26 protein-coding genes are annotated in these 25,511 nt (G+C 70.8%); 12 read left to right on the top strand and 14 right to left on the bottom strand.

Features of this window, described 5'->3' with window-relative positions:
- The first annotated feature begins 141 nt into the window (after positions 1-141).
- Together F3H13_RS07610 and F3H13_RS07605 are read left to right on the top strand one after the other, a co-directional pair.
- The gene (locus F3H13_RS07610; RefSeq protein ID WP_149798443.1) at positions 142-1,374 is read left to right on the top strand and encodes an FAD-dependent oxidoreductase; all 1,233 of its coding nucleotides are present in this window, start codon (positions 142-144) and stop codon (positions 1,372-1,374) included.
- 82 nt (positions 1,375-1,456) lie between these two features.
- The gene (locus tag F3H13_RS07605) at positions 1,457-1,867 is read left to right on the top strand and encodes a MaoC family dehydratase (protein ID WP_149798442.1); all 411 of its coding nucleotides are present in this window, start codon (positions 1,457-1,459) and stop codon (positions 1,865-1,867) included.
- A 455-nt stretch (positions 1,868-2,322) separates the two neighbouring features.
- On the opposite strand, the gene F3H13_RS07600 is transcribed toward F3H13_RS07605, so the two are convergent.
- The 9 genes from F3H13_RS07600 to F3H13_RS07560 all read right to left on the bottom strand — a co-directional run bounded on the left by F3H13_RS07600 (position 2,323) and on the right by F3H13_RS07560 (position 12,387).
- Positions 2,323-3,396, bottom strand: coding sequence for a 3-oxoacyl-[acyl-carrier-protein] synthase III C-terminal domain-containing protein (locus F3H13_RS07600; RefSeq protein WP_149798441.1), 1,074 nt, complete (start codon positions 3,394-3,396; stop codon positions 2,323-2,325).
- 150 nt (positions 3,397-3,546) lie between these two features.
- Positions 3,547-4,731 carry a branched-chain amino acid ABC transporter permease gene (locus F3H13_RS07595; protein WP_149798440.1) on the bottom strand — a complete coding sequence of 395 codons (1,185 nt, stop codon included), beginning with the start codon at positions 4,729-4,731 and terminating at the stop codon, positions 3,547-3,549.
- 172 nt (positions 4,732-4,903) lie between these two features.
- Positions 4,904-5,956 carry a branched-chain amino acid ABC transporter permease gene (locus tag F3H13_RS07590; RefSeq protein WP_149798439.1) on the bottom strand — a complete coding sequence of 351 codons (1,053 nt, stop codon included), beginning with the start codon at positions 5,954-5,956 and terminating at the stop codon, positions 4,904-4,906.
- Positions 5,953-6,651, bottom strand: coding sequence for an ABC transporter ATP-binding protein (locus F3H13_RS07585; protein ID WP_149798438.1), 699 nt, complete (start codon positions 6,649-6,651; stop codon positions 5,953-5,955). Before F3H13_RS07585 ends, F3H13_RS07590 begins: the two co-directional genes overlap by 4 nt.
- Positions 6,648-7,616, bottom strand: a complete 969-nt coding sequence (locus tag F3H13_RS07580) for an ABC transporter ATP-binding protein (RefSeq protein ID WP_149798437.1) — start codon at positions 7,614-7,616, stop codon at positions 6,648-6,650. The genes F3H13_RS07585 and F3H13_RS07580 overlap by 4 nt, the downstream gene beginning before the upstream one ends.
- Complete coding sequence (locus F3H13_RS07575; protein ID WP_149798436.1) at positions 7,616-9,043, bottom strand: ABC transporter substrate-binding protein; 1,428 nt, start codon at positions 9,041-9,043, stop codon at positions 7,616-7,618. Before F3H13_RS07575 ends, F3H13_RS07580 begins: the two co-directional genes overlap by 1 nt.
- 169 nt (positions 9,044-9,212) lie before the next feature.
- Positions 9,213-9,914 carry a helix-turn-helix domain-containing protein gene (locus tag F3H13_RS07570; protein WP_149798435.1) on the bottom strand — a complete coding sequence of 234 codons (702 nt, stop codon included), beginning with the start codon at positions 9,912-9,914 and terminating at the stop codon, positions 9,213-9,215.
- A 54-nt stretch (positions 9,915-9,968) separates the two neighbouring features.
- Positions 9,969-11,579, bottom strand: coding sequence for an AMP-binding protein (locus F3H13_RS07565; RefSeq protein ID WP_149798434.1), 1,611 nt, complete (start codon positions 11,577-11,579; stop codon positions 9,969-9,971).
- 1 nt (position 11,580) lies between these two features.
- Positions 11,581-12,387, bottom strand: coding sequence for an alpha/beta fold hydrolase (locus F3H13_RS07560; RefSeq protein WP_188128021.1), 807 nt, complete (start codon positions 12,385-12,387; stop codon positions 11,581-11,583).
- A gap of 156 nt (positions 12,388-12,543) precedes the next feature.
- Here F3H13_RS07560 and F3H13_RS07555 point away from each other — a divergent pair, with 156 nt between their 5' ends.
- The 3 genes from F3H13_RS07555 to F3H13_RS07545 all read left to right on the top strand — a co-directional run bounded on the left by F3H13_RS07555 (position 12,544) and on the right by F3H13_RS07545 (position 16,331).
- A complete protein-coding gene (locus F3H13_RS07555) occupies positions 12,544-13,854 on the top strand; it encodes a phosphoribosylamine--glycine ligase (protein WP_149798433.1) in 1,311 nt (436 codons plus the stop codon).
- Between the two features lie 631 nt (positions 13,855-14,485).
- The gene (locus F3H13_RS07550) at positions 14,486-15,046 is read left to right on the top strand and encodes a helix-turn-helix domain-containing protein (RefSeq protein ID WP_149798432.1); all 561 of its coding nucleotides are present in this window, start codon (positions 14,486-14,488) and stop codon (positions 15,044-15,046) included.
- Between the two features lie 82 nt (positions 15,047-15,128).
- Positions 15,129-16,331 carry an HD domain-containing protein gene (locus F3H13_RS07545; protein ID WP_149798431.1) on the top strand — a complete coding sequence of 401 codons (1,203 nt, stop codon included), beginning with the start codon at positions 15,129-15,131 and terminating at the stop codon, positions 16,329-16,331.
- 67 nt (positions 16,332-16,398) lie between these two features.
- Here the strand turns inward: F3H13_RS07545 and F3H13_RS07540 are convergent, their stop codons facing one another.
- A complete protein-coding gene (locus F3H13_RS07540; protein ID WP_149798430.1) occupies positions 16,399-16,803 on the bottom strand; it encodes a universal stress protein in 405 nt (134 codons plus the stop codon).
- 148 nt (positions 16,804-16,951) lie between these two features.
- Between F3H13_RS07540 and F3H13_RS07535 the strand changes: the two genes are divergently transcribed.
- From F3H13_RS07535 to F3H13_RS07515, 5 genes are all read left to right on the top strand, one after another.
- Entirely contained in the window at positions 16,952-18,274 is a 1,323-nt protein-coding gene (locus tag F3H13_RS07535; protein ID WP_149798429.1) for an HD domain-containing protein, read from the top strand.
- Between the two features lie 31 nt (positions 18,275-18,305).
- Positions 18,306-19,085: a class I SAM-dependent methyltransferase gene (locus F3H13_RS07530; protein ID WP_149798428.1), complete on the top strand. Its 780-nt coding sequence runs from the start codon at positions 18,306-18,308 to the stop codon at positions 19,083-19,085.
- A gap of 59 nt (positions 19,086-19,144) precedes the next feature.
- Positions 19,145-20,209, top strand: a complete 1,065-nt coding sequence (locus tag F3H13_RS07525; protein ID WP_149798427.1) for an amidohydrolase family protein — start codon at positions 19,145-19,147, stop codon at positions 20,207-20,209.
- A gap of 77 nt (positions 20,210-20,286) precedes the next feature.
- Positions 20,287-20,742, top strand: coding sequence for a hypothetical protein (locus F3H13_RS07520; RefSeq protein ID WP_149798426.1), 456 nt, complete (start codon positions 20,287-20,289; stop codon positions 20,740-20,742).
- 80 nt (positions 20,743-20,822) lie between these two features.
- The gene (locus F3H13_RS07515; RefSeq protein ID WP_149798425.1) at positions 20,823-21,461 is read left to right on the top strand and encodes a thymidine kinase; all 639 of its coding nucleotides are present in this window, start codon (positions 20,823-20,825) and stop codon (positions 21,459-21,461) included.
- Positions 21,462-21,526: 65 nt separating this feature from the next.
- On the opposite strand, the gene F3H13_RS07510 is transcribed toward F3H13_RS07515, so the two are convergent.
- The 4 genes from F3H13_RS07510 to F3H13_RS07495 form a co-directional block, all read right to left on the bottom strand.
- Positions 21,527-22,708, bottom strand: coding sequence for a PAS domain-containing response regulator (locus F3H13_RS07510; RefSeq protein WP_149798424.1), 1,182 nt, complete (start codon positions 22,706-22,708; stop codon positions 21,527-21,529).
- A 68-nt stretch (positions 22,709-22,776) separates the two neighbouring features.
- Positions 22,777-23,058: a hypothetical protein gene (locus tag F3H13_RS07505; protein WP_149798423.1), complete on the bottom strand. Its 282-nt coding sequence runs from the start codon at positions 23,056-23,058 to the stop codon at positions 22,777-22,779.
- Between the two features lie 67 nt (positions 23,059-23,125).
- Positions 23,126-23,758 carry a transcriptional regulator FilR1 domain-containing protein gene (locus F3H13_RS07500; RefSeq protein ID WP_149798422.1) on the bottom strand — a complete coding sequence of 211 codons (633 nt, stop codon included), beginning with the start codon at positions 23,756-23,758 and terminating at the stop codon, positions 23,126-23,128.
- Entirely contained in the window at positions 23,755-24,426 is a 672-nt protein-coding gene (locus tag F3H13_RS07495; RefSeq protein ID WP_149798421.1) for a class I SAM-dependent methyltransferase, read from the bottom strand. The genes F3H13_RS07500 and F3H13_RS07495 overlap by 4 nt, the downstream gene beginning before the upstream one ends.
- Positions 24,427-24,486: 60 nt before the next feature.
- Between F3H13_RS07495 and F3H13_RS07490 the strand changes: the two genes are divergently transcribed.
- A complete protein-coding gene (locus F3H13_RS07490) occupies positions 24,487-24,999 on the top strand; it encodes a CinA family protein (protein ID WP_149798420.1) in 513 nt (170 codons plus the stop codon).
- 71 nt (positions 25,000-25,070) lie between these two features.
- Positions 25,071-25,490, top strand: coding sequence for a universal stress protein (locus F3H13_RS07485; protein ID WP_149798419.1), 420 nt, complete (start codon positions 25,071-25,073; stop codon positions 25,488-25,490).
- The last annotated feature ends 21 nt before the right edge of the window (positions 25,491-25,511 follow it).

Here is a 25,511-nt window from a genome sequence, read left to right as displayed (position 1 = left end):
GGCTTTTGAAACCGGTTTCCACTGGGGGCGACGGCAGTCTCAAGTGTCCGGGATGCGTACTGATAACATGCGCGATAACAGCCCGAGCAGACGGCGTCTCGCGGTGGACCGTGACCGCACCCGAACCGTGGTGACCGCCGCGTGAGCGCCGATCCGACCGTTCTCGTGATCGGCGGGGGAGCGACGGGAACGGGAATCGCCCGAGACCTCGCCGCCCGCGGCGTCGACGCGACCCTCGTCGACCGCGGCGGCCTCGGGAGCGGGACCTCCGGGCGCTCGCACGGCCTCCTCCACAGCGGAGCGCGGTACGCGGAGGCGGACGCCGAGGGGGCCCGCGAATGTATCGCGGAGAACCGGACGCTCCGCGAGATAGCCGGGGCCTGCGTCCGCGAGACCGACGGGCTCTTCGTCCGGCTCGCCGGCGACGACCCCGACTACTTCGAGGAGAAGGTCGCTGCCTGCGAGGCGGTCGGCATCCCGACCGAGCGGCTCGACGGCGACGCCGCCCGCGAGGCTGCCCCGGGGCTCGCGGACGACGTCGAGGCGGCGTTCCGGGTCCCGGACGGCGTCATCTACCCGTCGCGGCTGGTCGCCGCCAACGCGGCCGACGCCGAGCGCCGCGGTGCGACCGTCCACCCGCACGCGCCCGTCGAGGACGTGACGGTGCGCGATGGCGCGGTCGAGTCCGTCAGCGTCGGCGGCGCGGTCGACGCGACGCTGACGCCCGACGTAGTCGTCAACGCCACCGGTGCGTGGGCCGACGCGATCGCCGAGATGGCCGGCGTCGAGGTCGGCATGGCGCCGAGCCGCGGCGTTATGGTCTCCGTGGAACACGAGGGGCTCGGCCCGGTGTTGAACCGGTGTCGCGACCCGGACGACGGCGACATCGTCGTGCCCCACGACGGCGAGGTCGTGTTGGGGACGACGAGCGTTCCCGTCTCGGACCCGGACGACTACGAGCGCGCCGACTGGGAGGTCGAGCGCTCTATCGAGGAGTGCGCCGCGATGCTCCCGGCGGTCGCGGACGCGCCGACCGTCCGGACCTGGTGGGGCGTTCGCCCGCTGTACGCGCCGGACGAGACGGGACAGGACCGCCGCGGCATCTCGCGCGGCTTCACGCTGCTCGAACACGAGCGCGACGGCGCGGCTGGCCTCTACAGCGTCGTGGGCGGGAAGCTGACTACCTACCGGCAGATGGCCGAGACGACCGCCGACCGGGTCTGCGAGCGGCTCGGCGTCGACGCCGACTGCGTGACCGCTGAGGAGCCGCTCGCGCACGCCGACGACCCCGAGCGGTTGGACGAGCTTGTCGAAAAGTACGGCGGCGCGAACCCCACCGACGTCGACGTGGTCGACGCGCCGGCGGACGACTGATTCGGGGGGCTCGTCCCCGAGAAAGAAACGGGGTTCGAGGCTGAACCACGGGGTTGAGGCCCCGACAGCGCGACCGATCGGTATGCCAGTCGCGACGGTCGGCGAGACGGCGTCCCACGAGGTACCGATCACCGAGGAGACGATCGAGACGTTCGCGTCGCTCTCGGGCGACGAGAACCCGATCCACCTCGACGACGAGTACGCCGCCGAGACGATGTTCGGCGGCCGCGTCGCCCACGGAATCCTCTCGGCCGCGGTCGTCTCCGGAGCGCTCGCGCGGCTCTCCGGCGACATCGTCTATCTCTCGCAGGACCTCACGTTCGAGAACCCGGTCTACCCGGGCGAGACGGTTGAGGCGACCGTCCGCGTCACCGAGGACCTCGGCGGCGACCGCCTCAAGGCCGAGACGACCGCGACCGTCCCCGAGCGCGACGAGCGCGTCCTCTCGGGCGAGGCGACAGTGTTGTCCGTTCCGCACGGAACCGACGACTGACTGACGAAGCCACACACCCGGCCGATACAGTATATAAACAAGCGACGAGTCAAGGCGGTGGCGCGTGCCTGCGAGCGGCCGCCACCGGCGGCCGCGAGTCAGCACGCGCGAGGGACGCCGCGAGCGACCGGAGGGAGCGAGCGGCGAGGCTGGGGAGGTGTGAGGTGCGGTGCCGTGCGGGGTGGGACTCAAAGGGGCAGCCGCGAGGCGGGCGCAGGCGACGTAAGCACCGCAGGAGCGAGTGAAACGAGCGACGAGAAGCGCAGCAAGCGTGCGCCCGCCTCGCGGCTGGGGCTTTGGAGGTGGTCTCTGCCGATCGACTGTCGGACATTTATAAGTGAGCAGCTGGGGCTTTGGCGATGTCATCCGTCGATTTCCGGCCAATTATTTATAAGTGAGCGGCTGGGGCTTTGGCGGTGTTCGCCGTCAATTCGCCAGCGACCATTTATAAGCGGTCAGCCTCGCCAGCGTATAACGGTCGCGGACCACGTGTACCCCGTTCCGGCCGCGAGCAGGCACACGAGGTCGCCCGGTTCGAGACGGCCCGTCTCGACGCCGCGCTCCACCGCGAGCGCCTGGTCGACGCTCTGGACGTGGCCGAACTCGTCGAGGTAGTAGCCGTCGCTCGCGGGGTCGAGGCCGAATTCGTCGAGCACGCGCTCGTGGAACGACCGCTTCATGTGCGTAAGCGCGACGAAATCGAGGTCGTCGCGCTTGAATCCGGACCGCTCCAAGGCGGTGTCGGCGACGGAGAGGTACGCGGGCAGCGACACCGGACCCAAGCGTTCCTTCATCCCCTCCGGGTCCGGGACGTCGAGGGTGTGGAGCCGCTCGCGGACCGTCTCCTCGCTCGGCGGGCGCTTCGACCCGCCCGCGGGCATCACCACGTCGTCGGCGAACGAGCCGTCCGTCTCGGCCGCGCTGGCCCGAACGGTCGCCCGCGCTCGGCCGTCGAAGGGGTCGCCGTCGCCGGCTTCGCTCCCGTCGCCGTCGCCGGCTTCGCCCCCGTCCGCCGCCTCGACGACGAACGCGCTCGCGCCGCTGCCGAAGTTGAACATGAACGAGCTGTCCTCGTTGCCGTAGTCGACGAGGTCCTCCTCGCGGCTGGCGGCGACGAGCAGCGCGGTATCGATCGGCTCGGTCTCCAGCTGCGCGGTCACCTGCCGGAGCGCGATCGGCGCGCCCGCACAGAGCGTGTAGCTCTCGGTCGCGTACGCGTTCGTCGCCCCTAGCCGGTCGGTTATCGCGGCCGCCGCCGACCAGACGACGTGGTCTTTGTACTCCGAGCCATGATAGAGGACGACGTCGAGGTCCGTCGGGTCGACGGCCGCATCCGCGAGCGCGGCCTCGGCCGCTTTCACCGACATGTCGGTCGCGTGGTCGCCGTCGGGCGGGCAGACGTGCTTCTCACGGACGCCCATCTTCTCGACGACGACGCCCTCGGGGATCCCGCTTTCGGCCGCGATGGCCTCGCCCGTGATCGTCTCGTCCGGGACGTATGTCCCGACGCCGGTGATACCGACGGTCATCGGTCGCCTCCGGGTCGGCCGCTGTGCCACTCGTTGCGTCGGTCGCTGTCCGATTCGTCGTGTCGCGTGGTGTCGGTCATGTGTCGTGTATCCGAATCGCAGGGTGTTGTCGTTCCGCGTCCGCCGCAACGGCGCGGCGGGCCCGCGACGCTACCGGCGGTAGCGCCGCAGGTGGTACGGGAGCCGCTTCCCGACGGTGCCGCCGAGCCGGTCGCGCAGCGTCCCGAGGATGCCGTTCGGGACGAACAGCACGAACAGCACGAAGATGATCCCGAGGTACAGCGGGGCGCGCCCGTCGACCGCGGTGTTGACGAACAGCTCTAAGCTGACCCCGAAGAGGTCGGCTTCGAGGACGCTCGGCGGAAGCCCCTCGCGCAGCAGCGTCGCGATCCCGCCGCTCTCGGTGGAGAGGACGTCCTCTAACCCCTGATTGAACAGGGTCCCGTAGATCGGCCCCGCGAGGGTGCCGAACCCGCCCACGATCGTCGTGATCAGCGCGTCGGCGGTGACGAGGAAGTAGAACGTTCCGTCGGGGGCGACCGACCGCGAGTAGGCGGCGAAGATCCCGCCCGCGATCGCCCCGAAGAAGCCGCTGATGGCGAATGCGGCCAGCTTGAACCGGTAGGTCGGGTAGCCGACGGCGCGCGCTCGCTCCTCGTTTTCGCGGATCGCGATCATCACGCGCCCGAACGGCGAGTGGATGATCCGCTGCATCGCGAAGTAGCAGCCGACCACGACGACCCCGAGCGCGTAGTACGAGACCACCGTCGCCGACAGGTCGATCCCGAGCCCGAGCAGGTTCTCGACGCTCTCGCCCGTGAGCCGGCCCACGTCGAGGCTCAATGCGTCGACGTAGGGGACGCCGATGGCGAGCGCGTCGCCGCTCACCGTCGCGCCCTCGGTCGGGTTCGTCGAGACGTACCCCCACGAGCGGATCAGCTCGTAGATCACCTGCGCGAATCCGAGCGTGATCATCGCGAAGTAGACGCCCGTGAGCCGGAACGACACCGACCCGATGACGAGCGCGAGCAGGCCGGCCAGCGTTGCCCCCAGCAGCAGGGTGATCATGAACGGCGTCCCACCGGGGACCCCCGGCACCTGCCCGTTCGCGGCGAGGACGACGAAGTACGCGCCCGTGCCGAAGAACGCCGCGTGACCGAACGAGAGGTAGCCGGTGTAGCCGCTGACGAAGTCAAAACTCATCGCGAACAGCCCCATGTACAGCACCACAACCATGAACGTGATCGCGGGGAGGAACGCCTCCGCGAACGGGGCGGCCGGCGTCGCCAGCAGCGCCTCGTAGACGAGCGGGTACAGGAGGAAGCCGACGATCACGGCCGCGTGAACGACGTGGTCCCGCAGGTGCTCGCGGAGGCCGCCGGTCGCGCTCGACGGCGGGAGCGGATCCTTCTCGTCGACCGGCGCGTCTTCGTCGACGGGGACGTCCTCCTCCGCCGGAGCGTCCGCGTCGACAGGGGCGTCCGCGTCGGCCGGACGGTCGGGGTCGCTAATGGCCCCCCACCTCCTCGACGCCGTAGAGCCCCTGCGGGCGGATGATGAGCATCACCACGAGCAGGAGGAAGATGGTCACCTCGGAGAGGCCGGGGAAGGTGACGATCCCGGTGGTGAACAGCCACGTCGTCACCGAGTCCGCGATCCCGACGATGCCGGCCGCGACGAGCGTCCCGGTGAAGCTCCCGAGCCCGCCGATGATGACGACGACGAACGCGTACAGCAGCACGTCGATGCTCAACAGGACGCTCGGGCCCCAGATCGGGTCCCACATCAGCAGCACGCCGCCGACCGCGGCGAGACCGGTGCCGACGCCGAACACGACGGTGAACGCCTGCCGCACGTCGATGCCGAGCGCCTGGACCATCTCGGTGTCCTCGCTGCCGGCGCGGATGTAGAGCCCGTACAGCGTCTTCGTCAGGAAGGCCCACACCGCGACCGCGACGACCGCGCCGATCGCGACCTCGAAGAGGTAGAGCCGCCTGACGCCGATCCCGAGCAGCTCGGTCCGACCCAACAACACGTCCGGGGCCGTGGCCATCGGCGCCTGCCACTGCGGGTCCGGCTGGATCCCGCGGAGCGTCAAGACGATCCGGGCGACCTCCTCGATGATGAGCGAGACGCCGAACGTCAACAGGATCTGGTAGGTGGGCGTGCGGTCGTAGATCGGACGGATCAGCGCCACTTCCATCGCGCTGCCGGCGGCGGTGGTGACCGCGAACACGAGCGCCAGCGCGACGAAGAAGACGAGTATCGTCGCGATCGTCCCGGTGTTCGCGCCGACGACGAGGACCAGCACGAGGCCGCCGAGGTACGCGCCGACCATCGCGACCGCGCCGTGCGCGAAGTTGAGCACGCCCATCAGCCCGAAGACGAGCGTCAGCCCGACGGCGATGGTGAAGTACACCGCGCCCTTGCCGATCCCCTCGGCGAGCACGCGGGCCGCGGTCTGAATCCCCTCGACCGCGCCCCCGGTCGCGAGGAGCGCGCCCGGGTCGACGAGCGGGGCGACCTGCGAGACGACGGCGACGAGCGGTGCGAGGCTCATGCCGTCAGGTACCTCCGGATTCGCTCGTCCTCGCTCGTGACGCCGGCCGTCTCGCCCGCCTCCACGACGACGCCGTGGTCGACGAGGTAGAACCGGTCGGCCAGATCCATCGCCAGCCGGAAGTTCTGCTCGACGAGGACCATCGTGGTGTCAGCGGAGGCCGCGCGAAGGGCCTCGACGACGTCCTCGACGATCTGCGGCGCGAGCCCCTCGCTCGGCTCGTCGACGAGCAGTAGGTCGTTGTCGCCGACCATGCCGCGGGCGATGGCGAGCATCTGCTGTTGGCCGCCGCTTAAATCGCCGGCCTCCTTGTCCGCGAAGCGGTCGAGCGCCGGGAACAGCTCGTACGCCTCCGCGATCCGAGCGTCGGGATCGGCCGCCGAGTGGGCGGCGACGCGGAGGTTCTCCGCGACCGTGAGATGCGAGAACACACGGCGCTCCTCCGGCACCCACCCCATCCCGCGGGCGGCGATCTCGTGGGGCTCCATCCCCGTCACGTCCGTTCCGTCGAACCAGACCGTCCCCTCGCGGGGCGGCGTCAGGCCGAGCGCGGTGCGGAGCGTCGTCGTCTTCCCGACGCCGTTGCGCCCGACGAGGGCGACGATCTCGCCCTCCTCGACCGACAGGGAGAGCCCCTGGAGGATATGGCTCTCTCCGTAGTAGGTGTGGACGCCGTCGAGTTCGAGGGTCGTCACCGCGTGTCACCCCCGACGCTCGCGCGGCGGCCGCCGTCGGCCGCGGCGTCGCCGTCGCGGTCGGCGCCGGCGTCCCCGTCGGCGTCCCCGTCGGCGTCCCCTCCGACGGCGCTGCCGTCGCCCGCGGACCCCTCGCGACCGTACCCGCCGAGGTACGCCTCCTGAACGGCCTCGTCGCCGCGCACGTCCTCGGGCGGCCCGTCGGCGATCAGCTCGCCGCGGTGGAGGACGGCGATCCGGTCGGAAATGTCCATCACCACCTCCATGTTGTGCTCGATGAGCATCACCGAGTGGTCCGCCGCGACGTCCTCGATCAGCGCGACGACCTCGTCGACGCCCTCGCTCGACACCCCGGCGGTCGGCTCGTCGAGGAGGAGAAGGTCAGGGTCGCCGGCGAGCGCGACGCCGATCTCGAGGCTCCGCTTCTCGCCGTGGCTCAGGTTCTCGGTGACGGTCTCCGCCTCCGCTGCCAGTCCGATCCGTTCGAGGATCGCGGTCGCCTCCGCGTAGTGGTCCTCGAACTCCGTCACGTTGCGCCACAGCTTCCACGAGTCGTTTCCGCGGCTGGCTTGCGCCGCCACACGGACGTTCTCCAGCACCGACAGCGTCGGGAACAGGTTCGTGATCTGGTAGGACCGGTGGATGCCGGCGAGCGCGGTTTCATCCGGCGAGGCGGCGGTGATGTCGACCGCCGAGCCGGTCCCGTTCGCCGCGGCCGAGGCGGCCCCGCCCGCCGCTGTCGGGCCCGCCTCTGCCCTCGCGCCGTCGTCGGCCGGCGGGTCGAAGCGAATCCGTCCGTCGGAGGGCTCTAACACGCCCGTGAGCAGGTTGAAGAACGTCGTCTTCCCCGCCCCGTTCGGGCCGATGATCGAGCAGAGCTCGCCGGCCTCCAGCGCGAAGTCGACGCCGTCGACGGCGGTGATCCCGCCGAAGCGCTTCGTGAGCCCCTCGGTCTCCAACAGCATTACAGCGAGCAGCTCGCGTCGTCTTCGGGGACCATCACGTCCTCTGCGTCGAGGCGCTGCTCCGGCTCGCCGGGCATGATCGAGGCGTCCCAGGTATCGGCGTACTCGTCGCTCGTCGGGACGGGCCACGCGACCGTCATCTGCGAGGCCGCCTGGTTGTTGTGCTCCTGGAACGTGTACCCGTCCGCGCCCTTCGGCGTGTCCGTGACGGTCATGCCGCGCAGCGCGTCGGCGATGTCGGCGCCGTCGGTGGAACCCGACTCGGCGACGGCCTGCGAGAGCGCGGAGGCCATCGTGAACGTCCCCGAGCTGAACAGGTCCGGCACGATGCCGTACGCCTCCGTGTGCATGTCGATGAACGCATCGTTGATCTCGTTGTCGTACTGGTTCCAGTGGTACCGCGTGGTGAACGGGCCGAGCCCGGCGTCTTTGATGTCCTGCGCCGTGAAGTCCTCGCCCAGCGCCGACTCGATCGTCCCGCCGATGAGCTGCGTCGTCAAAAGCGCCGCGAAGCCGCCGAACACCTGGATGTCGTACGACACCGCCGCCGAGAGGAACTGCGGCAGCGTCGCGGCGGTGAACCCCCCGACGACGCCGCTCGCGCCGTCCGAGATCGCCTGTTCGAAGAGGCCGTCGAACTCGGAGTACCCGACCTCGACGAACCGCGGTTCGAGGACCTCGACGCCCTGTGCCTCCAACACCTCCGTGTAGTTGTTCGCGACGCCCTGCCCGAACGCGTTGTCCGACGCGAAGATGGCGACGGTGTCGATGTCGAAGTTCTGCGCCACGTACGTCCCCCCGGCGCGCGCGTCCATCGCGGTGTGCTCGCTCGCGCGGAACGCCAGCGGGTGACAGAACTCCTCGCTGACGGTGATGTCGGCGTCGGCGGCGGGGCCGATGAGGAACGGGACCTCGCTCTCGTCGACGACCGTGTCGATCACGCGCCGCGCGCTGTCCGACGAGGACGCCCCGAACAGCACGTCGACGTCCTCGTCGACCACGAGGTCGGTCGCGACGCTCTGTGCCGTGTCCGGGCTGAAGCCCGTGTCCTCGACGATGATCTCGTAAGTCGGCCCCCCCTCGGGCTCGACCGTGTACGTCCCCGGTGTGGCCTCCTCGATCGGGTCCAGGTCGTGTTTGTACGCCAGCCCGGAGTAGAACCCGCGGAGGCTGATCTGCCCGTAGTACTGGAGGTCACCGGAGGTCGGCTGGAGCGCACCGATCCGGATCGTCTCGCCGGAGAGGTCGCCCCCGTCGCCGCCGTCGGAGCCGTCACCGCCGTCGCTCCCGTCCGACCCGTCGTCCCCGTCCGAGCCGTCGCCACCGTCTCCCCCGCCGGAACAGCCGGCCAGTCCGGTGAGTCCAGCCGCGCCGACCGCGGCGCCGGTTCCTCGCAGATACGCTCGCCGTGTGTGCTCGTCTCGCATACACTGTTCGAGGACGGACACCACCATGAAGGGCCGAGTTAAGATGTTAACAGTCCGCGCGGATTCGACGGAGTTCGCCCCAAATCGGCGTCGAGACGGTGTCTTTCGAAGGGCGCGCTGTCGCCGCCCAGCGCGGTGACGGCCGCGTCGAGACCCCGGTCGCCCGCTCCTACTCGAGTCGATCGAGCGCGGCGACGACGCTGCGGAGCAGCTTCTTCTCGCCGCGGCGCATGTTCTTCGAGACGGCCGCGGTCGAGACGTCGAACTCGTCCGCGAGCGTCGACAGCGTCGCCTCGCGCGGCGACTCGAAGTAGCCCGCGTCGGCCGCGGATTCGATGGTCTCGCGCTCGACGTCGGTCAACTCGCGGCAGGCGTCCAGCATCGTCGAGGCCGCGTTCGCGTTCCGCATCGTGTCGAACAGCGCCTCCATCGACAGCTCCGAGCGGTCCTCGACGACGAACTCGTTGCCCTTCTCTAAGTCGTGGAGCGCCGCCTCCGTGGTCGCCTCGTCGTCGAATCCGACCTGCCAGCGCTCGGAGCCGTCGGCGATCAGGAAGGGGCCGGTGATGTAGCCGCCGTGGTCCGTGATGGTCGACATCGCGTTCGTCTCCTCGATGACGGTCCGGATGATGGCGGTGCCGTCCTCCTTCGAGAACAGCCGGTACTCGGCCATGTTCTCGTGGTCGCGGAGCGCCGAGAGCCCCTCGCCGAGCTCGTAGCGGTCCGGCGACTCGACGAGGAGCCGCGTCTCTAGCTGCTCCGCCGCGGTGTCCAACTGCCAGTGCATCGCAGAGAAGGAGACGTCGTGGTCGGCGGAGGTGTCGATGAACGGGCAGTCGAACTGCTCCATATCCATCGTGACGTCGAGCATGCCCCCTCCTTATTTTCCGCGTATATAATGGTTGTTCCTGTAGAACTCTGTCGCCTACTCGCCAAACCGCTCCTTCAGCGCCGCGCGGTCGATCTTCGAGGGGCCCGAGGTCGGCATCTCGTCGACGAACACCAGCTCCTTGGGGATCGCGTACCGGGCGACCCGCGAGGCGAGGTGCGACTCCACGTCGTCGAGCGCGAGCGACTCGTCGCCGACGAGGATCGCCTTCCCGACCGTCCCCCACCGCTCGCTCGGCACGCCGATTACGACCGCCTCCTCGATGTCGGGGTGGTCGGTGAGCGCGTCCTCGACGCGGGGCGGGTAGACGTTTTCGCCGCCGGAGACGAACATGTTCTTCTTCCGGCCCTCGATGTGGTAGTAGCCGTCCTCGTCGACGCGCGCGAGGTCCCCGGTCGACACCCAGTCGCCGAACGTCGCTGCCGTCTCCTCGGGTTCCTCCCAGTAGCGGTCGGCCGCGGCCGGTCCGGCGAGTTCCAGTTCGCCGACCGTGCCGTCCGGCACGGGGCCGTCATCGTCGACGACGCGGGCGTCGACCGCGAGCGCCGGGACGCCGACGCTGCCGGTCTTCTCCGGCGGGAAGTCGTCGGGCATCGCGAAGTTGTTCGGCCCGCACTCGGTGAGCCCGTATCCCTGCGAGATCTCGACGCCGCGGTCGCGCCACGCGGCGATGACGCTCTCGCGGCAGGGGCCGCCGCCGCTCTTCACGAACCGGAGCGAGGAGAGGTCGGTGTCCGCCCACTCGTCGTCTTGGGCCATCATCCGCAACACGGCGGGGACCGCGACGAGCGTCGTCGCCGACTCGCGCTCGACGTCCCGGAGGACGCGGCCGGGTTCCACCTCCGGACTCAGGAGGATGCGCCCGCCCATCTGGAAGAAGGGGACCGTGAGGACGTTCCAGCCGCCGGTGTGGAACATCGGGAACACCATCGGCGTCACGTCGTCCTCGCGGAGCCCCCATGCGGTGATCGTGTTGAACGCGTTCCACCGGATCGCGCCGTGGCTGATCACCGTCTCCTTCGGCGTCCCGGTCGACCCCCCGGTGTGTAAGAAGAGGTGCGGGTCCGCGAGCGAGACGTCGGCGGTCTCGACCGGCGAGCCGTCCGCGGGCAGGTCCCGCGTGTACGGGCGCCAGGCGTCGTCGCCGTCGGTCGGGATCGAGCGGACCGCGGGCTCGACGTCGGCCCGCTCCAACGCGTCGATGACGTCGCCGCCGAACGGCGCCTCGACGAGGAGCAGTTCGGGGTCGACGGTGCCCAGCACCGCGGCGAGGTCGCGCTCGGCGAGCCGGTGCGAGAGCGGCGCGAGGACCGCCCCGGTCTTCCCGGTCGCGAAGAACAGGTCGACCAGTTCGACGCGGTTCCGCGAGACCACGGCGACGCGGTCGCCCTGCTCAACCTCGGTGTCGCGGAGGAAGCGCGCGGTGCGGTTGGCGCGCTCCTCTAACTCCGCGTACGTGTACTCGGCGTTCGCGGCCGTGTCGGTGACGGCGACGCGGTCCGGCGAGAGCCGCGCGCGGCGGGCCGACAGCTCGCCGACCCACTCGTACCCACGGTCGCCGTGCGGATGCGGTCGCGGGTCTGCGTCGGACCCGGCGGCGGTCCCGTCCGGACGCTCGTCCGCCCGCGGATCGTTCTCGGTCGCCATCTCAGGCGACCTCGCCGAGGAAGGTCCGGATCCGGTCGTTGACGCGCTCGCGCTCCTCGATGAAGAAGAGGTGCGGCCCGCCGTCGAACAGCTCGACCTCGGCGTGCGGGAGGCGGTCCGCGAGCAGATCGGCGTTTTCGACCGGGAGGACGCGGTCAGCCGTGCCGTGGAGGACGAGCGCCGGGACCGAGATGTCGCCGAGCCGGTCGCTCGCGTCGAACGCCGCCACCGCGGCCGCCTGCGCCTCGCGGCCGGTCGGGGTCGCGTCGCCCGCGAGCCGCCAGTCGACGATCCGGTCGACCAGCTCCGGCTCGCGCTCGTAGAAGCCGTCGGAGACGGCCGGCTCCATCAGGTAGCGGATCCGCTCGCGCGGGTCCGCGTCCTCCGGCGCGGAGAAGATGTGCTCCTGTACCTCCTCGGGCGTCGGGGTCGCGTCGTCGCCGCCGGGCGACGTACAAAGCAGCGTCAGCGAGGCGACGCGGTCGTCGGCGAGCGCCAGCTCTTGCGCGATCATCCCGCCCATCGACGCGCCGCAGACGTGGGCCGCGTCGACGCCGTGGTCGTCAAGCACCGCGGCGGCGTCGGCCGCCATCTCGGCGACGGTGTACGGGCCCTCAGGGGCGTCGGAGTCCCCGGTGCCGCGGTTGTCCGGGCGGAGCACCTCGTAGTCGTCGACCAACGCCTCGGCGAGCCACCGCCACATCCACCGCCCATACCCGAGCCCTTCGAGCAGCAGCACGGTCGGTCCGTCGGGGTCCCCGTCGACGGCGTAATCGATCGCCACGCCGTCCCGTGTCACGCTTGGCATACCAGGATCGACCACGCGGCCCTCCATCAATCCGGGTGTTAACGTTTCAACCATCCCCGCCCCGCCGGCGCCCCCCGGTCGACGGCGTGGCAACGCGTGACCCGGCGCGTCCGCGCGGGCACCCACACTCAAGTCGGCCCCGGGCGACGGCCTCGCATGGACACCGTTAACTTCCTCTTCGTCTCGGCCGACGCGGCGCTTATCACCGACCTGGCGTGGCAGGTCCGCCGCGAGGGCCACGACGTGAAGTACTACGTCGAGGCCGAAAGCGACCGCGAGATCGGCGACGGGTTCGTGCCGAAGACGGACGACTGGCGCGCCGAGGTCGACTGGGCCGACGTGATAATCTTCGACGACATCTGGGTGGGGTCTGAGGTCGGCACCGGCGCGCTCGCGCGGGAACTCCGCGAGGAGGGGCACGCGGTCGTCGGCGGGACACCGAACACCGACCGCCTCGAAGAGGACCGCGGCTACGCGATGGAGGTCCTCGAAGACCACGGCGTCAACACGGTCGAACACCACGTGTTCCACGAGTTCGACGCGGGGATACGGCACGTCCAAGCGAACCCCGCCCCGTACGTGATCAAGCCGCTCGGGGAGGTACAAAACGTCAAGCGCTTACTGTACGTCGGCAACGAGGACGACGGCAGCGACGTCGTCGACGTGTTGAAGGCGTACAAGAAGGCGTGGGGCCACCGGATGAAGGGGTTCCAGCTCCAGCGGAAGGTCGAGGGCGTCGAAATCGCTATCTGTGGCTTCTTCGACGGCAACGAGTTCATCGACCGCGTCAACTTCAACTTCGAACATAAGAAGTTGTTTCCGGGGAACATCGGGCCGTCGACCGGCGAGATGGGCACCTCGATGTTCTGGGCGGGACAGAACAGGCTGTTCCGCGAGACGCTCGGCAAGATCGAGGGGTGGCTAGCCGGCGAGGGGTACGTCGGCAGCATCGACATCAACTGTATCGTCAACGAGACGGGCATCTACCCGTTGGAGTTCACGCCGCGGTTCGGCTACCCGACCATCGCCTTACAGGAGGAGTCGATCGAGTCGTCGACGGCCGAGTTCTTCTACGACCTCGCGCACGGGAACGAGCCGGATGTAGACGTTCACGACGGGTACCAAATTGCCGTGCGAGTCGTCCTCCCGCCGTTCCCGTTCGACGACGAGCAGACGTACGACGAGAACTCGCGGAACGCGGCCGTGGTGTTCGAAACGCAGAGCCGCGAGGGAATACACCTCGAAGACGCGAAGAAAGTGGACGGCCAGTGGCGCGTCGCCGGCGAGAGCGGGATGCCCATCGTCGTCACGGGGAAAGGGGAGACGATGGGCGCGGCGCGCGAGGAGGCGTACGACCGCGTCGACGACGTCGTGATGCCGAACATGTACTACCGCGACGACATCGGCGAGCGCTGGGTCGACGGCGACGGCGACCGGCTCCAGGCGTGGGGGTACCTCGGGCCCTGATCGAGATTGGGAGTAGGTGAATTGCTATGGCGGGGTAGCAGTTTATAAGTAGAGGTTAGATGTCGTCATCGGATTTTTATACGGGATCGGAGAATCTGCGGTGAACACTGCCAAGGCCCTAGCCGCTCGCTTATAAATCGTTGACTGCGGATCGGTGACGACTACCTCCAAAGCCCCAGCCGGGAGGCGGGCGCACGCTCGCTGTCGCCCGAAAATCAAAGATTTTCGGGATGACGAGAGAGCTTTGCTCTCTCGGACCACGCGCTTCAGTCGCTCACTTCGTTCGCTCCTTCCAGTGCTTACGTCGTCATCAGAACGCGAAGCGTTCTGATTGGCTCACGAGAGCTCCGCTCTCGTGAACGCCTGCGCCCGCCTCCCGGCTGCCCCTTTGAGTCCCACCCCGCACAGCAACCGCACCTCACACCTCCCCAGCCTCGTCGGCCTCCCGACGGTCGGCCGACTCCCTCGCGCGTGCGACTCGTGCCCTTCGGGCGCTCGTCGGCACGCAGGGAGGCGCGACGCGCCTCTTGCAGCCGGCGGCGGAGCCGCCGGCGGCGCCACCGCAATAGTTTCTCAATTTACGGATGCTGCCCTCCACGACTTTTTAACGGTCCGGACCACTACACGGAGTATGCCGAAGTATTCGACGGGCGGCGGCGGCGGCGGCGACGACGGCGACGCGTGCGAGCTCTGCGGCCGCGAGACCACGGACCTCCGCAAGGCGACGGTCGCCGGCGCGAAGCTGCTCGTGTGTTCGAACTGCCGCCCCCACGACGACGCCGGCAACGCGCCGAGCGGCGGCGGCGGATCGCGCGGCGGCAGCTCCGGGGGAAGCCCCGGCGGCGCCGGTGCCGGCTCCGGCTCGGGTGCGACCGAGAGCCGGAACAAGGAGCTCGCCCGGAAGCAGGCGAAGATGTACGACTCCGCGACCGGCGACTCGAAGCGCTGGGAGGAGGAGGGGACGAGCTACGAGGCGGACCGCCTCCCGTACCTCGTTTCCGGCTACGGCGACGTCGTCACCGAAGCGCGGCGGGACGCCGGGCTGACCGTCGAGGAGGTCGCCGCCGAGCTGGAGGTCGACGAGGACGACCTCCTCGCGGTCGAAGACGGGCGGGCCGCGACCGCCAACGTCGGCGGCTCGGTCGTGCGCGCGCTCGAAGAGCGGTTCGGGATCGACGTCGTCGACGAGTGACGCCCGTCGCCCCCGTCGCCGAGCCGAAAGTGACCCGCGCCGAGCCGAAACGACCAATCGGCCCCAGGACGACCGCTCGCCAATGAAGGCGATAAAGGACAGCGTCCACGGCCATGTCCGGCTCGGCGACGTCGCCGCCGAGCTGGTCGACACGCCGGCGTTCCAGCGGCTGCGACACATCAAGCAGCTGTCCACGGTCCGGCTCGTCTACCCCTCCGCGAACCACACGCGGTTCGAGCACAGTCTCGGCGTCTACCACCTCGCGGGCCGCGCGGTCGACGGGCTCGGCGTCGACGACGACACCGCCGCCCACGTCCGCGCGGCGGCGATGCTCCACGACGTCGGCCACGGCCCGTACGGTCACCAGACCGAGGGGATCATCCGGCGCGCGACCGGGCGCGACCACGACGACGTGCGGTGGCTCCTCACCGACGCGGACCGCGAGGTCTGTCGGGTCCTCGAACGCAACGAGCTCGACCCGGAGCGCGTCGCCGGTCTGATCGACGGCGAGGGCGCGCTCGGCCCCCTCGTCTCGGGGGAGCTCGACGTCGACCGCATGGACTACCTCGTGCGCGACGCCCATCACACCGGCGTCCCGTATGGCACCGTCGACACCGGCCGGCTCGTCACCGAACTTAGGCTGCTCGGCGGCGACGGGACGGGGGACGACGCCGACCTCGTCTTAGACGAGGGGAACGTCGCCACCGCCGAGAGCCTGCTCGTCGCACGCTCGCTGATGAACGCCGTCGTCTACCGCCACCACGTCTCCCGGGTCGCGGGCGCGATGCTGGAGCGCGCCTGCGAGCGCTACCTCGACCGCACGGAGACCGACGCGGCTGCCTTCCGCCGGATGGCCGACCACGACCTCCTCGTCGAGCTCCGCGACCGCGTCCCCGCGCTCGGCGAGCGCATCGAGCGGCGCGACCTCTACAAGCGCGCCGTCTGGGCCGAACTCGACGAGGTGCCGGCGGGGACGGTCGACGCTGGCCGCGCGGAGGAGCGGGCCGCCGAACGCGAGATCGCGGACGCCGTCGGGGTCGACCGCGACGCGGTCCTCGTGGACATCCCCTCGCGCCCGGCGCTCAAGGAGTCCGGCTCCGCCGTCGTCGTCGACGGCGTCCCGCAGCGGTTGGAGGACGCCTCGGAGCTCGTGACCGGGCTCCGGGCCGCCGAGCGCCGCCGCTGGCGGCTCGGGGTCTACTGTCCCGCGGAACACGTCGACGCGGTCGGGGCCGCGGCGCGGGAGGTTCTCGGGCTGCGCGCGACGGGGCACCCCTCGGCGTGAGCGCCGCGATCGCCCGTGCGAGCCGAATCTCGCAACCGGCCAGCCGGCCCCGTGGCGACGCCCTCCCTCACTCCTCGTCCGGTCCCGGGACCGCCAGCACGGGGCGGTCCGCGTTCAACACGACCGTCTGCGTGGTGCTGCCGAAGACGGCCTTCCCGGCCGGGCTCCGCTTGCGGCCCGACACGCAGATGAGATCGGCGTCGACGTCCTCGGCGGCCGAGATGAGCTCCTCGCCGGGGTCCCCGCTGGCCTCGTAGTGGGCGCAGGTCACGCCGGCCGCCTCCAGCACCTCTCGGGCCCGTCGCACGGTTCCGAGCTGGTGGACCGAGGCGCCCTCCGGGTTGTCTTGGAAGACGTGACAGAGGTGCGCGGTCACGTCACTCGGGTCGCCCGGAAGGTCGGCGACCGCGTTCGCCTGTGCGATCGCCCGCGACTCGTCATCGAGCGCAACGCCGAGCAACACGTGGTACATACACCGGTGTTCGGACAGGCGGGATATAAATCGTACCGCAGATTCGCACACGCCGTCGACGCGGTCCGGTCTCAGTCGGTCGCTTCCGGTCCGGGAGCGGGCGCGTCTCACTCCCACCCTTTTATCCGTTGCCGCCGAAGGAGACCCCATGATAACGGTCAAGGACACCGTCCACGACCACATCGAGATCGACGGTGTCGCCGCGGACCTCGTCGACACGCCCGCCGTCCAGCGGCTCCGCCACGTCAAACAGCTCGGCACGGTCCGGCTCGTCTACCCCTCCGCGAACCACACGCGGTTCGAGCACAGCCTCGGCGTCTACCACCTCGCGAGCCGCGCGCTCGACCACCTCGGAATCTCCGGGAAACGCGCCGACCGCATCGAGGCGGCGGCGATGCTCCACGACGTCGGCCACGGCCCGTTCAGCCACAACCTCGAATCGCTCACCCACCGCCGGACCGGGAAGTACCACGACGACGTCGAGGGGCTGCTCGCCGCCGGCGCGGTCGGCGAGGTGTTGCGCGACCACGACCTCGACCCGGCCCGGATCGCCGACATCGTCGCCGGCGAGGGGCGTTACGCCGGGCTCGTCTCGGGGGAGCTCGACGTCGACCGGATGGACTACCTCGTTCGCGACGCCTACCACACGGGCGTCCCGTACGGCACCATCGACACCGAGCGGTTCGTCCGCGAGCTGACGTTCGTCGAACGCGGCGCTGTCGCGGACGGCGAGGGAGCAACCGGAGACGGGTCGGCCGGAGACGGGTCGGCCGGGGACGGGTCGGCCGGCGACAGGACGGCCGGCGACGGCCCGGAACTCGTCTTGGACGAGGGGAACGTCCAGACCGCGGAGAGCCTGCTCGTTGCCCGCGCGCTGATGAACCCGGTCGTCTACACCCACCACGTCGCGCGTATCTCGAAGGCAATGCTTCGCCGGGCCGCGAGCGAGTTGCTCGACGCGACCGCGACGACGGCCGCCGAGCTCCGCCGGATGGACGACCACGACTTCCTCGCCGCCATCCGCGACTGCCGGGCGACCGCCGAGCTTTCCCGGCGCTACGACGAGCGCGACCTCTACAAGCTGGCGGTGTGGGCGGAGTACGACGACGTCCCCGACCGAGTCCACGAGGCGGACCACGCAGCCGAGACCGCCTTCGAACGCGAGATCGCCGCCGAGGTGGGCGTCGCCCGCGACCACGTAATCTTAGACGTGCCGCCCGAGCCGACGATGCGCGAGTCGACCGCGCGCGTCACCGTCAACGGCGAGATCCGGCGGCTGGAACGCCAGTCGCCGCTGGTCTCCGCGCTCCGAACCGCGCAGCGCAACCAGTGGCGGCTCGGCGTGTACGCGCCCGAGCCGGCGACCGACCGCGTCGGCCGCGCGGCCGCGGACGTGCTCGGGCTCGACCCCGACGCGCTCGTGACCGAGGTGCGCGGGGCGATGCCGACGACGCTCGACGAGTTCGAGTGAGGTTTATGTCACTTCCGACCGACGCACCGCCGTGACCGACGCCCACCGCGAGAACCGACGACTCTGGAACGAGTGGAGCGACGCGTTCCAGGCGCTGTGGAACGCCGACACCGACGATGGGGGCGCGCCGCCGGTCCCGACGCCGTTCGACCCGGACGGTCACGCGGCGACCGGTCCCGAGTTCCCGCCGTCGGTGGAGGGACAGGAGGTCGTCGAGCTCGGCTGCGGCGGCGGGCAGGGGAGCGTGGGAACCGCGCTGGCGGACGCCGAGCGCGCGGTCGGCGTCGACATCTCGGAGGAGCAGCTCCGACACGCGCGGCGCCTCCGGGACCACTACGGCGTCGACGCCGAGTTCGTTCAGGCCGACGTGACCCGCGTCCCCCTCGCAGCCGACGCCTTCGACGCGGCGTTCTCGGAGGCGGCGTTTCAAATGGTGGCGGACCTCGACGCCGCCGTGCGCGAGGCCCGCCGCCTCCTCCGGCCGGGCGGCGCGTTCTACCTGTCGGTGATGCACCCGTTCCGGGAGCTTATCGACCCGGACGCCGGCGGGCCGCGGCGGGGGTACCACGCGCCGCCGCGGCGCGAGATCGAGATCGACGAGACGTACGGCGCGGACCTGGTTGCGTTCGACCGCAGCGTCTCCGACCTCCACCGCGCCCTCGTGGACGCGGGGTTCGTCGTCGAGCGCGTCGTCGAACCGATCCCCGAGGACGGCGAGACGACGAGCGAGGGCGACGCCGCGGCGGCGGCCGACCCGCGAGCGCTCCTCCCCCAGACGCTCGGGTTCTGGGCCCGGCTCGACGGGCGCTGACGCCGCCAATCTAGGGCCGCTTCCCGTGACGTTTTAAAGTCGGCTGGCGAGCCTCCGGTATGCATCTGGAGGGGACGATTCTGGTCGGTCCCGACTTCGACCCGATCGAGGGCCGGGTCGTCGTCGCGGACGGCGAGATCGTCCGGATCGAGGAGGCGTCCGTCGAGAGCAACGAGGTGATCCTCCCGGCGTTCGTCAACGCGCACACCCACATCGGCGACTCGATCGCCAAGGAGGCGGGCGAGGGGCTCTCGCTCGACGAGCTCGTCGCGCCGCCGGACGGCCTGAAACACCGGCTCCTCCGGGCGGCCGACCGCGAGGAGAAGGTGGCCGCGATGGCCCGCACCCTGCGGTACATGGAGTCAACGGGGACGGGCACGTTCCTCGAGTTCCGCGAGGGCGGCGTCGACGGCGTCGCCGCGCTCCGCGACGCGCTCGCGGGCGATGGGGTCGCGTTCGGCGAGCGCGCGATCGAGGCAGTCGTCTTCGGCCGCGACGACCCCGACGTGCTCTCGGTCGCGGACGGGTACGGGGCCTCCGGCGCCCGCGACGCCGACTTCGACGCGGTCCGGGCGGAGACGCGCGACGCCGGCAAGCTGTTCGGGATCCACGCCGGCGAGCGCGACGCCGACGACGTCAACGCCGCGATGGACCTCGATCCCGACTTCCTCGTTCACATGGTCCACGCCGAGGGGATCCACCTCGAACGGCTCGACGACCGCCGCACGCCGGTCGTCGTCTGCCCGCGGTCGAACCTCGTGACGAACGTCGGCGTGCCGCCGATCCGCGAGCTGACCGAGCGGACGACCGTCGCGCTCGGCACCGACAACGTGATGACCGACTCGCCGTCGATGTTCCGTGAAATGGAGTTCGCGGCGAAGCTCTCGGACCTCCCCGCCCAGGAGATCCTGCGGATGGCGACGGTCAACGGCGCCGCGATCGCCGGGCTGAACCGCGGCGTTATCGAGCCGGGCGCGGACGCGGACCTGCTCGTCCTCGACGGCGACTCCGACAACCTCGCCGGCGCGCGCGACCTCGTCCGCGCCGTCGTGAGGCGCGCCGGCCACGCGGACGTCTCGCGGGTCGTGATCGGCGGCAAGCCCGTCGTCCCGCGCGACGACTGAGTCGTCGCGAGTCCGGGACCTCCCGACCGATTTCCCCCGTCGACGGAGTGAAACCGCTCCCGCTCTTCTCCTCTCTCATGACGACGCTCTCGCTGCTCGCCGGGCTCGCGCTGGGCCCGGTCGTCGGACTCGTCGCGACGCTGGCGATGGACCCGGTGATGGCGCGGCTCCCCGAGGGAGAGACGGCGCCGAAGGTCGCCGCGAGCGTGCTCACGGACGCCCCGGTCGACGACGCGTCCGAGCGGCTGGCGACGTGGGTCCACTACGTCGCCGGCGGCGGCTCGGGGCTGTTGTTCGTCGGCCTCTTTTCGGGGATCCAGGCGGTACTCGGCGTCGGGACCGCCGTCGCGCTGGTGGTCGCGGGCCACGCGATGGTCGCGCTGATGGTCGGCTTCTTCGCGCTCGTCCCGCTGCCGCGTGCGTCCGGGCTCCCGCGCCAGCGGCTCGGTCCGATCCGGCGCGACTGGGCGGTCTCCGCGGCGACGTACGTCCTCGTCGCCGCCGTCGCGGTCGCGGTCGCGACCGGGATCTGACTCCGCGTCGGTGGGCGTCGCGCCGTCGACCGTCCGCCGGGAGAGAAACGGTTTAGTCGCTGGCTCCGGCCCGATCGGGTATGCACGCCATCACTCGATCCGGGTGGATCGAGGTCATTTCGGGGTCGATGTTCTCTGGGAAAACCGAGGAGCTGCTCCGCCGCCTCCGGCGGTCCGAGATCGCGGGCCAGTCGGTCGCCGTCTACACGCCCGCCATCGACGACCGCTACGGCGAGGCGACGATCGGGAGCCACACGGGCCGCCAGTGGGAGGCGACCGTCGTCGACAACGAGGGCGACGGCCCGCTCGAAATCCTCGACGACGACCCCGCCGAGGTCGTCGCGATCGACGAGGCGAACTTCTTCTCTAACGCGCTCATCGAGGTCTGTAACGCCCTCGCGGACCGCGGCAGCCGCGTGATCGTCTCGGGCACCGACCAGACGTTCCGCGGCGAGCCATTCGATCCGCTCCCGCAGCTCATGGCGACCGCCGAGTACGTCGACAAGCTACAGGCCATCTGCTCGGTCTGCGGCGAGCCCGCCTCCCGGAACCAGCGGCTCATCGAGGGCGAGCCCGCCCACGTCGACGACCCGACGATCCTCGTCGGCGCCGAGGAGTCCTACGAGGCCCGCTGTCGCGACTGCCACGTCCTGTTGACCGGCGACCGGCCCGAGAAGCGGTCGTTCGAGAGCGCCGAGGCCGACTCCGCGAACGACTGACTCCGCGAACGACTGAGCCGACCGTGACACCCGCGCTCCGTCGTCCCCCGCCGCGCGGCGTCGCCTCAGTTCGGTCGGCGCGTCCGCCGGTACGCCCACAGGTGACCGTCCCCGTCCGGCAGGTCGATCGGCCGGTAGGTCCGAACCAGCGTGGTCCCGTCCGCGAGCGCGAGCCGCTCGTCCTCCACCGGACGTCGCGCCGCGACTATCGTCTCGATCCGCTCGACGAACCCCTGCGGGTCGGCGAACTCCTCGCTCAGTTCGAGGGCGAGCGCCTCGCAGTCGCGGCCGGCGGCGGTCTCCGGGTCGCCATCGAGGTCGAACAGGTCGTACAACCGCTCGTTCACCCGGATGACCTCACGGTCGGCGTCCTCGACGAGCATTCCGACGGGCAGCGCGTCGAGCGCGGTCGACAGCACGGCGTTCGTCCGCTCTATCTCGCGTTTCCGGGCCTCCGCCTCGGTGACGTCTTCGAACTGCGAGAAGACGCCGATGACCGTTCCGTCGTCGCCGGTCACCACCTGATTGTGCCACGCGCAGCGGATCCGCTCGCCGTCGCTGCGGACGTTCTCGTTGACGCTCTGGAACCCGCCCTTGTTCGAGAGGAGGTCGCGTTCGAGCGCCGCCACGTGCTGGTGTTCCTGTTCGGGCACGAACGGGAGCCACGTCCCGCCGGTCAGTTCCGACTCCTCGTAGCCGAGGATCTCTTCGGCGGCGGGGTTCACCCCGACGATCCGGAACTCGTCGTCGTACTCGATCGTCCCCAGCGGCGACTGGTCGATGAACCGCGAGAGCCGCTCCTCGCTTGCGGCGAGCGCGACCCGCGACCGGTGCTGGTCGACCGCGTTGCGCACCCGGTTGGCCAGCACCTCGTACTGGTTGTTGCCGGCGCGCTTCTGGATGTAATCGGTGGCGCCCGCCGAGATGGCCTCGCTCGCGATCTCCTCGCTCCCCTTGCCCGTGAACAGCACGAAGGGGACCTCGACGCCGCGGTCGCGGACCCGCTGGAGGAGCGTCAGTCCGTTCGTCCCGGGCATGTCGTAGTCGGAGACGACACAGTCGATCGGTGCCGACTCCAGCGTTTCGAGCGCCGCGTCGACGTCCGTCTCGGACCGCACCGCCAGCGACTCGTCGATCCGTTCGAGGAAGGTCGCGGTGAGATCGAGGAAGGCCTGATCGTCGTCGACGTGGAGGACGCGAACCGTCGACGCGTCCGCCGACGTGGGGTCCGCGTGAGGCCCCGTCATACGATGTCGTACCGAGAGCCGTCAGATATACGTTCGGGTCGGCCCGCCCTCGCGGGCGGGGCACCGGATCACTCCCCGCCGTCGCGCCCGTTCGCGGTGGTCTCCTCGACGGCCGTGGCCTCAGCGTCCGCGGTCTCGTCTTCAGCGGTCGCGAGGCGGAACAGGCCCACGAGCGCGCCCACCGCCACCAGCGCGCCTTCGGCCTTCGCGGCCGTGTACACCCACTCGCGCGGCTCGGCCTCGCCGGCGTTCCGGTAGAGCGCGCGCGTCCAGAGGGCGACGGCGCGCCGCGGCGCGACGGCTTCGAGCAGTCCGCCGATTCCGGCCACCAACAGCAGTAACGCTTTCATACGCGCCCTTCGACGCCGACCCTCAAAAGCGGACGGGGGACAGGCAGTCGGTCGGAAAGAGTTCCGGTCAGCCGTCGCCCACGGACTCGGCGCCCTCGAGGTAGCGCCGACAGGTCGCGGCCGCCCACTCGCGGACCGCCGGGTCGTCCGTCCACAGCAGCGCGGCGACCCCGCCCTCGTCGGTCAGTCCGACGACCGCGCGGTCGTCCGCGAGGGCCAGCGCCACCGGCGACTCGCCTGCGTGGCGGTAGGCGTCGACGCCGCGGTCGGCGAGCGCGCGCCTGACGACCGGCCCCGTCGGTCTGGAGAGGCGGTCGGCCGCGGAGTCGGTGAACACGACGCGGACCTCTCGCGGGGCGTTCGGGTCGGGTTCGGCGTCGCTTTCCTCGTCCGCATCGAGTTCTGCGTCGCTCTCCTCGTCCGCCGGGTCGTCTCCCGCCAGCGTCGCGTTCAGTCGCCGGGCGAGGTCGGCGTCGAACCGCGGGACGACGGCGACGACGCTGTCGGCCGCGCCGACGAGTTCCGCGAGGCGTCCCGCGGGGGTCGCGGCGTCGCTCCCGGCCGCGCCGTCGCCCGCCGACTCGCTCCCCCGTTCGACGACTTCGACGCGTCCGGCGAGGGTCGCTGGGTCGGCGTCGACGGCGCGCGCCACGAGCGACCGGAGGACCGCCGCGGGCGACGCGGAGCCGTCGTCGGTCACGCGTTCCGGTCGCTCGCCGCGGCGGGTTCGCTCTCGTCGCTCGGCCACCGGTCCGGGGCGTCGGGGCGTTCCGGATACGACTGGCGGCCGCCGGTCGACTTCCGCGCGAGCAGCCGCGCGGTGGCGCGCCGGCGGTCGCCCGGGCGTTCCGCCGTCGTCTCGTCGTAGTAGCGCACGCTCAGCCCCAGTCCGGCGCGGAGCAGTTCGTTCGCTGCGAAGCGGTACCGGTCGTCGCTCGGCCCCGACGGCGACGGCTCGGCCGACCGCAGGTGGCCCTCCACGAACAGGTACCCGCCCGGCGCGAGCGACTCGACGAGGTCCGCGAACCGGTCCAGCGTGTGGAAGTAGCTCATCGTGACGAGGTCGTACGCCTCCGTCGGGAACCCGTACGTCGAGGCGTCCCCCTGAACCGTCTCGATCCGGTCGCCGATCCCGCGCTCCGCGGCGCGCTCGCGGACGATCCGGAGGCCCTCCGCCGAGGCGTCGAGCGCGTCGACGTCGTAGCCGCGGTCCGCGAGGAACACCGCGTTGCGGCCGGTGCCCGCGGCGACGTCGAGCGCGCGGCCGTCGGGCAGCGACGGCTCGTAGGCGCGAAGCACGGGGGACGGCGCCGGCGCTCGCGGGTACTCGCCCGACGCGAAGCGCTCGTCCCAGTCGGTGTCGGTCACGGTCGCCTTTCGGCGCGGCCGGGCGTAAACCTCAGGGGCGCACCGCTCGGAGTGCGAAGCATGGAAGACGCGACGGACCCCGCGGAGCGCCTGAACGAGCTCCTCGGCGACCGCGACGAGACGCTCGCGACCGCGGAGTCGCTCACGGGCGGGCTTGTCGGGTCGCGGGTGACGGACGTGCCCGGCGCGAGCGCCTACTTCGACCGCGGGTTCGTGACGTACACGTACGACGCTAAGCGCGAGCTGCTCGGCGTCTCCCGAGAGTCGCTCGACGCGCACGGCGCCGTGAGCGAGCCGGTGGTCCGCGAGATGGCGGCGGGCGCGCGCGACCGGGCGGACGCGGACTGGGCGGTCGCGACGACGGGCATCGCGGGGCCGACCGGCGGCACCGACGAGAAGCCGGTCGGGCTCGTCTGGTTCGGCGTCGCGCACGCCGCACCGTGGGGCACCGGGGAGTCGTTCGTGCGGGCCGAGTGCGCGGTCCTCGACGGCGACCGCGACGGGGTCAAGCGCGGGGCGGCCGACCGCGCGCTCGAGGCGCTCGTGCGAGCGATCGAGGACGTCGACGGCTGAGAGCGGGAGAGATCGACCAGTTCGCCCCGGACACCACGGGCGTTTATCAGGTGACGGCGCCTACAGCCACTATGATAGAGCGCGTACTCGTCGCGATGGACGGCTCAGACCTCTCCGAGCGCGCGCTCCGGTACGCGCTCGACGGCCACCCCGACGCCGAGATGACTGTGTTACACGTCGTCGGCGGCGCGTCGCCGATGATGGGACAGGCCACGGGGGTCGCCCTGTCGGACACCGGGGAGGGCGGTATCCCCGAGGCCGCCGAGCCGGTGCTCGAACGGGCACGCGAGATCGCCGCCGAGTACGACGCGACGATCGAGACGATCGTCGAGGTCGGTCGGCCCGCGCGGCAGATCATCGATCACGCCGAGGGGTTCGACGTCGTCGTGTTGGGCACTCACAGCGGGTCGCTCGCGGACCGCCTGTTCGTGGGCAACGTGGCCAAGACGGTGTTCCAGCGGTCGCCGGTACCGGTGACGGTCGTGCGGTGAGCGGGGCTCTTCCCGGAGCAG

It is taken from the genome of Halorubrum xinjiangense (assembly GCF_900102375.1).
In the GTDB taxonomy this organism is placed as follows: Archaea; Halobacteriota; Halobacteria; order Halobacteriales; family Haloferacaceae; genus Halorubrum; species Halorubrum xinjiangense.
Note: the sequence above shows the minus strand (reverse complement) of the source record. Positions and strands in the feature narration are given on the sequence as shown.

Bases quoted from the DNA above. Each gene is read 5' to 3' on its own strand.
- F3H13_RS07505 (WP_149798423.1), bottom strand. From the start codon at position 23,058: ATGAAAGCGTTACTGCTGTTGGTGGCCGGAATCGGCGGACTGCTCGAA.
- F3H13_RS07515 (WP_149798425.1), top strand. From the start codon at position 20,823: ATGCACGCCATCACTCGATCCGGGTGGATCGAGGTCATTTCGGGGTCG.
- F3H13_RS07550 (WP_149798432.1), top strand. From the start codon at position 14,486: ATGCCGAAGTATTCGACGGGCGGCGGCGGCGGCGGCGACGACGGCGAC.
- F3H13_RS07560 (WP_188128021.1), bottom strand. From the start codon at position 12,387: ATGCCAAGCGTGACACGGGACGGCGTGGCGATCGATTACGCCGTCGAC.
- F3H13_RS07535 (WP_149798429.1), top strand. From the start codon at position 16,952: ATGATAACGGTCAAGGACACCGTCCACGACCACATCGAGATCGACGGT.
- F3H13_RS07520 (WP_149798426.1), top strand. From the start codon at position 20,287: ATGACGACGCTCTCGCTGCTCGCCGGGCTCGCGCTGGGCCCGGTCGTC.
- F3H13_RS07580 (WP_149798437.1), bottom strand. From the start codon at position 7,616: ATGCTGTTGGAGACCGAGGGGCTCACGAAGCGCTTCGGCGGGATCACC.
- F3H13_RS07485 (WP_149798419.1), top strand. From the start codon at position 25,071: ATGATAGAGCGCGTACTCGTCGCGATGGACGGCTCAGACCTCTCCGAG.
- F3H13_RS07525 (WP_149798427.1), top strand. From the start codon at position 19,145: ATGCATCTGGAGGGGACGATTCTGGTCGGTCCCGACTTCGACCCGATC.
- F3H13_RS07565 (WP_149798434.1), bottom strand. From the start codon at position 11,579: ATGGCGACCGAGAACGATCCGCGGGCGGACGAGCGTCCGGACGGGACC.
- F3H13_RS07590 (WP_149798439.1), bottom strand. From the start codon at position 5,956: ATGAGCCTCGCACCGCTCGTCGCCGTCGTCTCGCAGGTCGCCCCGCTC.
- F3H13_RS07575 (WP_149798436.1), bottom strand. From the start codon at position 9,043: ATGCGAGACGAGCACACACGGCGAGCGTATCTGCGAGGAACCGGCGCC.
- F3H13_RS07600 (WP_149798441.1), bottom strand. From the start codon at position 3,396: ATGACCGTCGGTATCACCGGCGTCGGGACATACGTCCCGGACGAGACG.
- F3H13_RS07510 (WP_149798424.1), bottom strand. From the start codon at position 22,708: ATGACGGGGCCTCACGCGGACCCCACGTCGGCGGACGCGTCGACGGTT.
- F3H13_RS07540 (WP_149798430.1), bottom strand. From the start codon at position 16,803: ATGTACCACGTGTTGCTCGGCGTTGCGCTCGATGACGAGTCGCGGGCG.
- F3H13_RS07570 (WP_149798435.1), bottom strand. From the start codon at position 9,914: ATGCTCGACGTCACGATGGATATGGAGCAGTTCGACTGCCCGTTCATC.
- F3H13_RS07490 (WP_149798420.1), top strand. From the start codon at position 24,487: ATGGAAGACGCGACGGACCCCGCGGAGCGCCTGAACGAGCTCCTCGGC.
- F3H13_RS07605 (WP_149798442.1), top strand. From the start codon at position 1,457: ATGCCAGTCGCGACGGTCGGCGAGACGGCGTCCCACGAGGTACCGATC.
- F3H13_RS07555 (WP_149798433.1), top strand. From the start codon at position 12,544: ATGGACACCGTTAACTTCCTCTTCGTCTCGGCCGACGCGGCGCTTATC.
- F3H13_RS07545 (WP_149798431.1), top strand. From the start codon at position 15,129: ATGAAGGCGATAAAGGACAGCGTCCACGGCCATGTCCGGCTCGGCGAC.